Annotated in this window: 1 protein-coding gene; it reads right to left on the reverse strand. The window is 40.1% G+C overall.

The features are described from left to right. The coding region (locus G6042_RS00140; protein WP_169522303.1) for a hypothetical protein at window positions 1-242 on the reverse strand (242 nt) is incomplete at both ends.

Raw genomic sequence — 242 nt, forward strand, 5'->3', positions numbered from 1 at the left:
AAACTTGGATAGAACGTTACGCTCATTCCAGTTTGTCCTAGCAGTACTTCTTCTACTTTGCTGGCTAAATCAAATATTTCGTAGCCAATGTTGCTTTGGTCTAAATCACACAAACTGTATGGTGGATAGCTTGGCTGAGTGGAATTTGGTAGCGGATCAACGATTAAGTCTAACGTTACGATGTCATAACATCTTGTAGTGTTGTTTTCTACGCGAACGTATAGGGTTTCTTGGTTGATCGT

The organism is Flavobacterium solisilvae (assembly GCF_012911605.1).
Classification (GTDB): domain Bacteria; phylum Bacteroidota; class Bacteroidia; order Flavobacteriales; family Flavobacteriaceae; genus Flavobacterium; species Flavobacterium solisilvae.